7 protein-coding genes are annotated in these 11,572 nt (G+C 39.0%); all 7 read right to left on the bottom strand.

Annotated elements, in window-relative coordinates:
- Positions 1-84: 84 nt before the first annotated feature.
- A complete protein-coding gene (locus ACZZZW_RS15360; protein ID WP_463494668.1) occupies positions 85-2,250 on the bottom strand; it encodes an alpha-L-rhamnosidase-related protein in 2,166 nt (721 codons plus the stop codon).
- 88 nt (positions 2,251-2,338) lie between these two features.
- Entirely contained in the window at positions 2,339-3,928 is a 1,590-nt protein-coding gene (locus tag ACZZZW_RS15355) for a sodium:solute symporter family transporter (RefSeq protein ID WP_463494666.1), read from the bottom strand.
- Between the two features lie 159 nt (positions 3,929-4,087).
- The gene (locus ACZZZW_RS15350) at positions 4,088-5,173 is read right to left on the bottom strand and encodes a Gfo/Idh/MocA family protein (RefSeq protein ID WP_463494664.1); all 1,086 of its coding nucleotides are present in this window, start codon (positions 5,171-5,173) and stop codon (positions 4,088-4,090) included.
- Between the two features lie 68 nt (positions 5,174-5,241).
- A complete protein-coding gene (locus ACZZZW_RS15345; RefSeq protein WP_463494662.1) occupies positions 5,242-7,794 on the bottom strand; it encodes an L-rhamnose mutarotase in 2,553 nt (850 codons plus the stop codon).
- A gap of 154 nt (positions 7,795-7,948) precedes the next feature.
- Positions 7,949-8,845 (bottom strand): sugar phosphate isomerase/epimerase family protein, encoded by an 897-nt coding sequence (locus ACZZZW_RS15340; protein ID WP_463494661.1) that lies wholly within the window; start codon positions 8,843-8,845, stop codon positions 7,949-7,951.
- A gap of 6 nt (positions 8,846-8,851) precedes the next feature.
- A complete protein-coding gene (locus ACZZZW_RS15335) occupies positions 8,852-10,390 on the bottom strand; it encodes an acetylxylan esterase (protein WP_463494659.1) in 1,539 nt (512 codons plus the stop codon).
- 1 nt (position 10,391) lies between these two features.
- The gene (locus ACZZZW_RS15330) at positions 10,392-11,531 is read right to left on the bottom strand and encodes a sialidase family protein (protein ID WP_463494657.1); all 1,140 of its coding nucleotides are present in this window, start codon (positions 11,529-11,531) and stop codon (positions 10,392-10,394) included.
- Positions 11,532-11,572: the final 41 nt, after the last annotated feature.

Raw genomic sequence — 11,572 nt, 5'->3', positions numbered from 1 at the left:
GGTACAACCCCCAACGCGAAACTACCGTATTGAGATTTTCTTTTAAACCTCGCAGGTTTACCAAAACTGCGAGGTTTAAGGTTTCTAGCCCGAATACTTCACCTTATACTCTTTTCCCTTTTCAATCGTTACCTCATAAATTCCTTTCGAAATTTCTTTCACTTCTGCATCTTTTACAATTGGTTTCGATTTACTTTTAATACGCAATTTTCCTAATCCTGTTGCCGAAGACACTTTGATTTCTTTTTTACTGCAAAAAACAGCAATATCGCCATTGGCTGTTGGCACCTTACCTTCTATCCATTCCAATCCGCCTAAATTGGGTTCAATGGTGTAGTTTTCGTAACCAGGGCTGGTTGGCTGAATTCCTAAATAGTATTTTCCCAATAAGTAAATCGGACTCGCACCCCAGGCATGACAGAGGCTTTTACCGAATGGCCTGCCATACATGGCTAAATGTTCAGTTCCCTTTTTATCGGGGTTGTATTCCTCCCAAAAAGAAGTGGCGCCCAGTTTTAACATTCCGCCCCAATAATTTTTCATTTCCTTAAGTACATAAGGTTGTTCGCCCATGGCACATAATGCTTCCAATTCATAAAAACGCATGTAAGGAGTAGTAATTTTGGCGATCTGATCGTTCAGCAATACATTCTTTTTAACAGCCAGTTTTTGTTCAGGTGTAAAATAATCAAAAAAGATCCCAAACATATTGGCATAACGGGTTACATTATCGGTTTGCTTATCGTTAACGCGACTATGCACCAATGCACTCTTATTTTGGTTCCAGTAGAGTTCGAAAATCTTGCTTTTCAGTTCTTTTGCCTGCTTATCGTATTTTGCCATGCCTTCGGTATCATTGGCCAATTTGGCGCATAAAGCCATGGTTTCTAAACTGCGCGCATACAAGAGCTGCTCAAAACTCACTTCTCCATCTTTACTTAGTTTATCTGCCCAATCGATAAAAATCCAATCGCCAGGCATCCATTCCAACAAGCCGTTTTTATTCTTTCTGCCATCAAAGTAGGTCATCAGCGATTGCATTCGCGGATAAATATCCTGTACAAATTTCTGGTCGCCTGTAAATTTATAGTAATCGTAAATCCCTAAAAACCAATAAAAAGAATAGTCCATAATGGTATTGATGTGTGCCGTTACCGGATCTTTACCACGCTGAGCAAGCAATGTGCGTTTAACTGTTGGCGCATCAAAAAACGAGTAATAGTTCATTAAATAACTTTGATAGGCATCACCACTCCATACCCAACGGTCGCGTTTTATGCCATCAATAAAAAACTCACGGGTATTTAAGTGAAAAGTGTATTTAGCAACATCGTAGATTTTATTGAGTTCGCTATCCGAAGATTTGAAACTTCCTTTTTCTGTTACAGGAGCATACTCGTACAGCATGGAAACAGAATCAGCCGATGCCGAACCTTGAGCTTGATAATTGACATACCTGAAAGCTTTTGAAAGCGGCATAATGGAATCCTTTTTCTGAGCCAGGTCGATATCCAGATCATCCAAAGTTTCACATTTATCTGTTGATAAAGCCTCCTCTTTCGATTCTCCATAATAAATACTCAATCGTCCTTTTCCTTTCAAACCGTGTACTTTTATAAACCCAAAAGTTTCCTTTCCGAAATCAGCAACTGCACCCTTATCTACTTTTTCGGTTTTAACTGCCGATTGCGCAACTACCGGCAATTTAAATTGTGAAGGCAATTTAGTCGGATCAGATAAGTTCCATGATCCTGCCGAAACAAAAGTAGTTCCTGATTTATCAGAGGTTTTTCCACTGGCATCTATCCATTCTTTATCCTCGAAAGTACTTAACCAGGTTTCATCGGAAACTACCGTTTTGCCTTGAACAAAAATTGCTGGCACATTAGCCTGATTATAAACTTTTAAGCTCAATTTGTGCTTTCCAGCGGGAATCTGGATACTTTTAGGGAAACCGGAAATCGCCTGTCCATCTATTTTCACATTGTAAGTGCCTTCTACAAACAACTTAACTTCTTCAGGCTGAGTAAGGGTAAATTCTTTATGAAAATCGACCAGCACATAGTGGCTATCCATTTTCCAGAATACTGGGAAAAATGATCCTCTTTCGGTTCTACGGTTCTGCATTACATTGCTCATGTAGATATCGAAATCTCCAGGGTACCAGATCCATGAGGCTTTTTGAGCAAAAAGCTGTGCTGCCGAGCTTGCGAAAATGGCAATTAGGATAAGTTTTTTTAAGTTTTTCATATTATTGAATTTTTTAACCACAGATTAATACAGATGAGCACAGATCTTTATATCGGTGTGCATCCTTTTCATCTGTAGTTCATTATTTTTAATGCCCATTAAAAAAAAGGTAAAGTGCAACCATCACTATTGCTAATGCAATCCATGAGATCCAAACTGTTCGATCAGGTTTTTCGATGTTGGCCTCATGTTCCTTATTAACCGTATATATACTTGGTGATCTATCCAATAAAGAAATTAAAATCGCGATAATCAATAATCCTGCAAAGATGAAAAATGATAACATCAGGTAATGGGGCCAAAATGTATATTGATCTGAAGGCAAAATCCATAGGTAAGTTACCCCCACACCTAAACTTAAAACAGAGCCGATTGACAGGGTAAAATTTACCGCTTTTCTCGTCGTTCTTTTCCAGAAAACGGTAAGTAAAAATACTACAGAGAGCGGTGGTGCAATAAAGCCTAAAACTGATTGAAAAACGTCGAATAGATTTAGCCCTTTAATGTTATCGATAGCCAAAACAACAATAACAGCAAAAATACATCCTGCAACAACTGCCAAACGGCCAATACGGATAATCTGTTTATTACTGGCTTGGGGGTTAATTTTCTTTACATAAATATCCATGGTAAAAACGGTACTTAATGAATTTAAGGAAGATCCGATAGTGCCCACCAACACGGCAATGAGTACTACGATAACCAGGCCATTCATACCTGGAGGGAATAAATTGGTTACCATTGTCATATATGCTTCATTCGGATCTTTTAAACCTGGAAAAAGCACATAACAAAGGATTCCAGTACCAATAAACAAGGGTAAGGAAAGGATTTTTAACCAGCCGATAAAACTTACACCCAATTGCCCCTGCTTTAAATTTTTAGCACCGAGAACGGATTGAACCATTGATTGATCAGTACAGAAAAAGGCTACAGCTGCAACAGGATAACCTAATAATATGGCGTACCATGGGTATTTTGGATCGCTGGCGGGCTGAATTAAATTCCAGAAGTGATGGGGTGTTTTTGCATACAATACAGAAACTCCACCAACTTTGTTTAAGCCTAAAAGCATCAGCGAAAGCGAAACGGCAATCAATAAAATCATTTGAAAAACGTTCACTTTGGCAATGGCCTTTAATCCACCGAAAAAGGTGAACAAACCAGCAAAAGCCACCAGTACCGTAACAGATTGCCACATGGGAATGCCCAAAATCTGGCGGACTAAAAAGCCGCCTGCAAACAAACCCAATGATAACCAAGAGATTAAAATTTTAACCAACGCATACCAGGCGAGGATATTTTGCGTAGAATCGCCGTAACGGTTACCCATAAATTCGGGCATGGTGCTAACCTTAGCGGCAAGGTATTTTGGCGCAAAAACAATTGCAAGTAAGAATAAAAATATAAAGGCATACCAATCGAAGTTGACGGCCACAATACCGGTGCTATAACCAATGCTTGCAAAGGCCAATAGCATTGAAGGGCCAACGTTTGTGCCCCACATATTGAAACCAATGCTGCTCCAGTTTAAAGATTTATTGGCCAGAAATAAGGTTTCATCATCATTTTTCTTTTTAGAGAAACTGGCGCGATACCCAATGATTATCAGCACTATAAGGTAAGCGATTACGATGAAGTAATCTAAACTGGTTAAACGTTCTACAATGTTTCCCATTAGGTTTATTTTGGTTAGTTTTATTTATTGCCACGGAAACACGGAATTCACGGAGCCCAGACGACCATTTTTATAGTTACGTCATGCTTAATTCATTTCAGCATCTATTTTACCAAATAGATTGCTTTGTCGTTCCTCCTCGCAATGACGATTTTTCTTTTACAATCCTATCGATTCCCGTGTGATGTGATTTGCTTTCAAAATTTCATCAACTTTTACAGGTAAACCAGTTTCTAACGATTGATCCATTGCTTGTAGCAAAGCCACAGTACCAATTCCTTCCTTTAAATCGGGATAAGCGGTAAAGTTGTTGTTGATGCTATCTGCAAAATAATCCAGGTAATTCTGGTATTCTCCCGCATGGTGGCTTTGTCCTTCAAAACGGAAATAATGTTTTAAGGTCGAATCTCCCCAGGTTATTATCTTTTCTTCGCCGGTTTTTGTCGTAACCGAATAACGCAGTTCATGGTAATCGGCCTGGCTTGCCCCTTCTGTTCCGCGGAGGATGCAGCTCATGCCACTATCGCGACTGGCAGGTTGTGTAGGGCCTGTATACGCACCGCTAACCCTTGCAATCCGGCCATCTTTTGCCTTGAAAATAAAGTGCATCGTATCCTGATTTTTCAGTCCGGCTTTTAAGCCATTGCTACTCAACATGCCATAGCCCATTACTTCTTCAATATCAGGCATGTACCACCTGATAAAATCTACCGGGTGACTTAAGCCTCCATACAGCCATTTAAATGATTGTTTTAAAGACCAGCCTTTCTCCAAAAACCAACGGTGATCTGCATGGTAATGACTTTCTATTGTGATTAATTCTCCGATTAACCCTTCATCAAAATCTTTCTTTTGGCGCATTGCAGGCTCGAAAAAGCGTGAACTTTGTCCTACAAAAATCTTTTTTCTTGATTTCTTTGCTAACTGCAACAGGTCATTGGCTTGAGCTAAATCATCTATAAATGGCTTGGTACACACCACATGTTTTCCGTGCTCCAATGCCAATTTAATGTGCTCAAAATGCAGGTGATCTGGCGTATAAATCGCAATCATGTCGATTTTATCGCTGGTTAACATATCCTCGTAATTGGTTGTCCAGTTTTCAAAATCGAACTCCAAAGCCCGTTCTTCGCAAAGCTTTTTATTGGCATCGCAAATCTGGATGAGCTTAAATTTTCTACTTGATAGTGATGCTGAAATTGTGCTTCTGCCCTCTCCTAAACCTAAAATCCCTAATCTTAACATGATATTATTTTTTCTAAGCGTTTAATATTTCCTCCCATTGCCCCCTCCAAAAGGGAACAATAATGCTTCTAACCTATCGGTTTAAAGAACACCCAAACCTCATCGGGTTTTGTGCCTTCAATTCCTTCCTGGTATTTTTTCATAATGGCATTCCATTCATCCACCTTTGGATTGTTCTCGGTAGTTTTTGGATTTAAATCATCTAATTTTTTCCCTTTTGGGATGCTAATAATCAGCATAAGCTGCCGATCATTTTTAAAAATGGCCAATCGTTGAAATTCTGCATTACAAAACCCCTTTGATATTTCGGGCCATTTTTGAAATTGTGTTTTATGATAATCTAAATATTCTTTTTGCATTTTTCCATCCTTAACCAGGTTGGCTGATAAAATGATGTTATCCCATTCTTCAACTGGCTTATCTCCGCAGTTTTTTTCTCTGTTGAAATCATAAAACAGGTTATCGTATAACTTAATTTCGGATGCGTTCAGGCGTTTTAGGGTTTGTTTTAAGCTCTCTACTTTTAAGCTAGAGGTGTAAATCACCAATCGGTTATTCCACTTATAAATTGAATTTGCCAAAAGGTTATTTTCTTTTGCAAAAGTTGTTAAAGTGTTATTGCCTGGAAGATTATCCGACTTAAAAACCAATTCAAATACAACTGACTGATCTACAGCCTGGTTAATCCCTCTTTTGGCATAGTTGGCTTTTTCCTTTAATAAATATTGAAATGCGCTTTCTAAGCCGGCATTTTGCTTAACCTGATCTGAAACTTTTGGTCCGTTGGTTTCCCAAACATTACCTGGTCCGTTGGCATTTTGGAGATACTTTTCTGTTGGTGTCCAATTGTTTTTGATGGTAAAATCAGATGATCCTTCATCGGTATACAGATAAAACCAATGATCTGGCAAATGCGCGTAAGGCGCCTTATAAATGCTGTCGACTACATTCTCTGTTATAAATGATCCTGGTTGAGCAGACAAGGTGTAAATCCCTGCAACATCATACATATGTTTTCCGTAATGGTTTATGTTATTACCGCTAATTGTGTTGTTCGCCATCGCGTTTTTGGTTTTCGTCCAACCCCAACCCATGCTGATGCCCGAGTAAGAAACATCACTGATTTCGTTATGAAGAATTTTAATACCGCTAACATAACCTGCCCCAATACCCACTGCGCCCCAATCTTCATTGGTAACATCTGTAATCAGGTTGTTTTCGATGTTGTTATTGCCCGAAATTTCTCTTTTATCAGTCGGATTGTATGGCAAATGCACTTCAACAGCTTCATCGGAGAAAGTTCCCATCAAAATGGCCGAACCACCAATATCTTTGAATAAATTTCCTTTGATTTTATTTTCTGTAGTTCCTTTTTTATAATCCAAACCTGTAGATGCGAGGTGGACGAAACGGCAGGATTGAAATGAGGTATTGTTGGCATAACTAACCTCAATAGCAGCTGCCGGGCGGCCAACCCATGCCTGATTTTCTAAAGTTGGTTTATCCGGTGTGCCGGCTTTATTTAATTTGTAAGCATCGAGCATATACATACCCGCCTGATGTGGCACATGCCCCTGTTTTGATGGCCTCAACCAGGTAGCATGTTCGAAAGAAATGCCTTTAAAGCTCACAAAAGAAACTGGTTGATCTATCGTTCCTTCAATTTTAATAAGTGTCTCCAATGCTGGGGCAATTACCTCGGCATTCTGCATATTTTCTGAAGTTTTTGGCCAATAATAAAGTTTATGATTTTGCAGATCTTCATACCATTCGCCAGGTTCATTTAAAAACTGGATGGCATTGCTGAGGTAAAATGCTGAATTCCCTGTTTTGTCTGAAATCCATGGTGCTGGCCAGGGATGTTCGGATTGTATTCTGCTCTCAGGTTGCATAAAAGAAAGCTCAGCTGTATTGCCAATTACTTTAACCGATTTAACACGGAGATTTGCAATAGCCCACCATTGATGGATCAGCATTTCCATTCCTTTGATATTGGTTAAATTAATACCTTTTTGCATTGGAATTTTACAGGTTTGTTTCTTGCTATCCCATGACAAAATCCTTCCCATTTCTTCGCCACTGTAATTTTTTGCGCGGATGGCCTTTTTATTGTTTACCCAGAGCTGCCTGAATTGCAGATCGCTCCCATCAAAATTTGGAATATCTGTAACCCAAACTTTGCCCGTTGCTTCTTTTGGTAAGCCTGGGATGTTTCCATATAGTTTTTTCCATCCTTTAATTTTTACACCACCACTTAAAACAACCTTCTCATTGGCAATTATCTGTGTCGGACTATCGTTTGTACCTGAATCTTCCGGTCTAAGTACTATCGGTTCATCCAATTGATAAAAACCTTTGCCAATTATAATTCTAATACCACCTTTAATTGATGTATCGTTTAATCGTCTGAATTCGCGCGCTTTACGTAGGGCTGAATGAAGTGTTGCTAAAGGATTTTCTTTAGTACCTAAATTGGTGTCAGATCCATTTATTGATACATAAATATCTGTTGCATTAGCATTAAAACACAATAAAGAAAAAAGAATCGAGAGGCTAAAAAGTGGTAGTTGTTTGGTTCGTGGAAACCCGAACCAAGGCGTTAGAGATTTAAATTTTAGCATAGATAGTTGGTTGGTCTGTGAGGACACAGACCCAGGAGCAGGTAAAGAAGATATGAACCAAGGCATGGATATACCGCCCCAGTACTTGTCTCCACGTACCGACCGGTTATAAAAACTAAAAATTCTTCTCAAAAAGCACTTCATTATATTTATACTATTTCGGTTGAAAAACAGATTTCAGGTAGCTTGTATTTGCACTGAAATTATATTTTACATTTGTTGGCTGTTTGGCATCCCGGCTTCTTTCTACAACGAGCCAACCGCTCCAACCCATATCAATTAAAGTTTCTTTAACTTTGTTCAAATCAATTTTTGGATCGTTCTGTAACCAAACCCCATCTTCATTTGTAGCATGGATCTGAACGATGTTTTTCTTGCCCAAAATCATGAGTTCATCGTTTAAATCTCTTCCATTCTTAATGGCATTAGAGAAATTAAAATAACTTTTAACGTACTTACAATTGATATCTTTTAATAATTGTAATTCTCCTTTGGCATCTAAAGCACTTTCAATTCCAATTGTAATGCCAGCTTTAGCAGCCATTTTTCCAGCAACTTTTAACCTTTCTACAATAGGTTTGCGCAGTTCTGGATTTTTAATTAAATCGCCTTGAATACCCAATGGCAGAAAGACTACTTTAACATGCATTGCTTTAGCAGTATCTAAACAATCCTGAATCATTTTCTGATAAGTTGGTCGTTTGGCAAATGACTGCGCATAAAAACCAGTCATCGCTAACGAACATATTTCGAGATTCAGTTCTTTTGCTTTATCCAGATATTCCTGTCTGATTTTTGGATCAGCCAGTTTATTGTCGAAAGTTTCGCGATCACCCAAACCACCCATGTCAATTTCAAGCCCATCGGCACCAATTTCTTTTGCAAGTGGCAAAGCACTGATTTTCTGACGTTTTAAAATCATTAAATCAATAACGGCAACTTTAAAACGGTTTTTTTTATCTGCGGCGAAAAGCAATTGACTGGGAAACATAAAAGCTCCCGTTAACAAGGCCATGCTACCAATAAAAGATCTTCTGTTTTGATGTTGCATATCCAGTTATTTACTCGTGCTTAGTGGAAATAATTTTTCTAAATTTTGAAAGCCCATCACCGCATTTTTAGGCAATTTTTCACCTTTATCGCCAAATACATATAAAGCATTCTCCTTTTCGATCGTTACCTTACTTTCATCATATTTACCGGTTTTATCTTTAACTCCAGCAGCATTTAATTTGAAATTTTTAATTAGGAAATCGTATAACGCAACGCGTTTATTGACACCAAAATCGTGCTTTTCATCAGGAAGATGAACATTCTCCACTTTATCTTTAGCACCATAATAACCGTACATTTTTTGCAGGTAAGGAAAGTCGTGTTCTGGTGTATGTGCTGTCCAATCGCTACCGTCTGACACCAGTAATTGCGGACGTGGAGCAGCCATTGCGGCTAATTCTACGTTATCGGTACCTCCACCACATTGATGGATTGGCATTCCGCTTTCGCATGGACAACCGCCATAAAAGTATGATGACATGGCAACCACAGGCGCACTCAATTTAATCCGGTCATCCATGGCTGTCATTAAAATAGAATGACTTCCGGCACCCGATCCGCCGCTAATTCCGATCCGGTTGGTATCTGTTTCTTTTAGCGAGCCGAAATAATCCAAAATTCTGATGCCGCCTAAAGCTTGAACAGTTTGGGCCAGGCTTTTTCTATGGTCTTCGTATTTAAACTGCAACATCGATTCGCCCCAGGCAAAAAGATCATAACTAAAAGCCATTGCTCCCATTTTGGCAATCATTGCACAGCGGATCTGGCAATCGGGCCTATAACGTTGTTTTTCCCAGTGTCCGTCAGGGCTAAGCACCACAGGAATTTTTCCTTTAAAATTTAATGGTTTGTAAAGGGAACCGTTAATCCATACACCTGGTAAGATTTCCAATGCAATGTTTTCTACCGAATAGCCATCAAAAATTCTTTTTGCCGTTACAATCGGTTTTGAATTTGGTTTTGCAGGTAGCGGTGATAGCAGTAAAGCTTTGTATAGTTCAGGTTTAATTTCTGCTTTACGTTTTTCCCAACTTGCCTGATCATGATATTTTGTAGCCAATTGATCTAAATATGCCCATCCATCCTGCACTTCCCATCGGTAATATTCATATTCTTTTAATTTATAAACACCAGGCTTTTCTTTGTTTACCTTCATATCCAAAGGCATAAGCACATTGGTAAGTGTTTCGTCTACATCAGCCCGGAAACGCCAATCAGCATAGTTTACCCATTTATCTTTTACCTGAGGTTCTGAGTATTTAATTTGTACTTTGAAACGGGTTTGAATCTCTTTCAAAACATCAACAAGCGGTTTTTTATAGAGATTATCAGTGTTTTGAATTTGGGCGGAGAGGTTGTTTACAGGGAATATATAGGAAATAAATAATACAGCAAAAAATCTCAGCACCCTGGTCGTCATTGCGAGTGCTGATTTTTCATCAGCCGAAGCAATCTTTCTTGATAGGATAGATTGCCGCGTCGTGCCTCCTCGTAATGACGATTGCAACGAACTATAAATGAATTTTTTAATTGAATTTATCATCTTAACCCTCCTCATTTTTAGTTTCAGTAATTACTGGTGCCTTATAACCTTTAAGTTTCGGCCAAACACCATTTTTAATTTTCTTCAATTTTAACTTTGAAGGATCTACCACCACATGTTTAATTTTTTCCCTTCTCCAGGTATAAATAAAATGTAACATACCATCAGCAGTTTGAATAACAGCCGGATAAGAATACTGGCTGATCGGTGAATCTTCTAAGATCAATGCTGCAGCCCACTCTTTTCCATCTTTAGAAACCGATACATTTAATGGTGTTCTAGGTCCTTTAGCTAAATCACCCGGAGGTAAAACATGGTTGTACACCAATACCTGCCGCCCATCTTTCATGGTTACTGCATCTGTGCCAGAGTTATTGTTGGGTAATGTGGTTTTGGTTAATGCCGACCAGGTTTCACCATTATCGTTAGACCATGCCTCTACAATTGCACGGTTGGCGGTTCTGGCCAAAATCTGTAACTTTCCGTTTCCATATTGCAAAATGCTTGGTTGAATGGCTTTTATACCGTTTTCAGGAAGCGGGCCAACCTTCCTCCAGGTTTTACCATTGTCTTTTGTTACTTCAAAATGGATTTTCCAACCATCGCCCTCTTTGCTTGATGGTGCAAAGAGATTTCCGTTGCTCAATAAAACCGGTTTGTTTTTTACAGGTCCAATATAACCATCAGGTAGTTTTGTAGCATCCGACCAGGTTTTACCATCATCTTTCGAAGTTTTCATCATCCCCCACCATTCAGATGGTTTTGGTCCGATTTTATAAAATAACAACAAATCTGCGCCAGGAACCTGATAAAGAACAGGATTCCACGTTGGTAATCTTTTACCATCAGGCTGAATACCATTGGCAACCGAAAACGGAGCCAACCATTTGCCATTAACAAAGCGGCTGATGTAGATTTCTACATCGGGATTCCGCTCTTTTGTGCCGCCAAAAAATGAAGCGACCAAACCTGTCGGCGTTTCTGCTATTGTAGCTGAATGGCATGAAGGAAACGGCGCTTTATCGTATAGGAATTCTTGTTTTACGATTCCGGTTTGCCATTTTTCTACCTGGGCATTGGCGCTGATTAAGGCACCAAATATAAAGACCAATGTAATTTGTATTTTTCTTTTTAACATCATATTTATTTATTAAAAAAGGTCGTCATTGCTAGGCACGAAGC

It is taken from the genome of Pedobacter sp. AC379, assembly GCF_979258145.1.
Note: the sequence above shows the minus strand (reverse complement) of the source record. Positions and strands in the feature narration are given on the sequence as shown.